This window comes from Pseudoalteromonas sp. SIMBA_162 (assembly GCF_046535955.1).
Classification (GTDB): domain Bacteria; phylum Pseudomonadota; class Gammaproteobacteria; order Enterobacterales; family Alteromonadaceae; genus Pseudoalteromonas; species Pseudoalteromonas marina.
The window spans coordinates 1-281 of record NZ_JAWJBQ010000256.1; the positions used below are offsets into that span (position 1 = coordinate 1).

At 53.0% G+C, this 281-nt stretch carries 1 protein-coding gene; it reads left to right on the plus strand.

Features of this window, described 5'->3' with window-relative positions; all coding sequences use genetic code 11:
- Positions 1-281 (plus strand): methionyl-tRNA formyltransferase (locus R0J88_RS19585; protein ID WP_410900810.1); only part of this gene is annotated, 281 nt, incomplete at both ends.

The following is a 281-nucleotide window of genomic DNA, read 5'->3' on the forward strand; positions in this document are numbered from 1 at the left end:
ATTATTTTTGCGGGTACACCTGACTTTGCAGCGCGTCATCTCGACGCGCTGTTGTCTTCTGGTCATAACGTCGTTGGCGTGTTCACCCAGCCAGACCGACCGGCAGGACGCGGTAAAAAACTGATGCCCAGCCCGGTTAAAGTTCTGGCTGAGGAAAAAGGTCTGCCCGTTTTTCAACCTGTTTCCCTGCGTCCACAAGAAAACCAGCAACTGGTCGCCGAACTGCAGGCTGATGTTATGGTCGTCGTCGCCTATGGTTTAATTCTGCCGAAAGCAGTGCT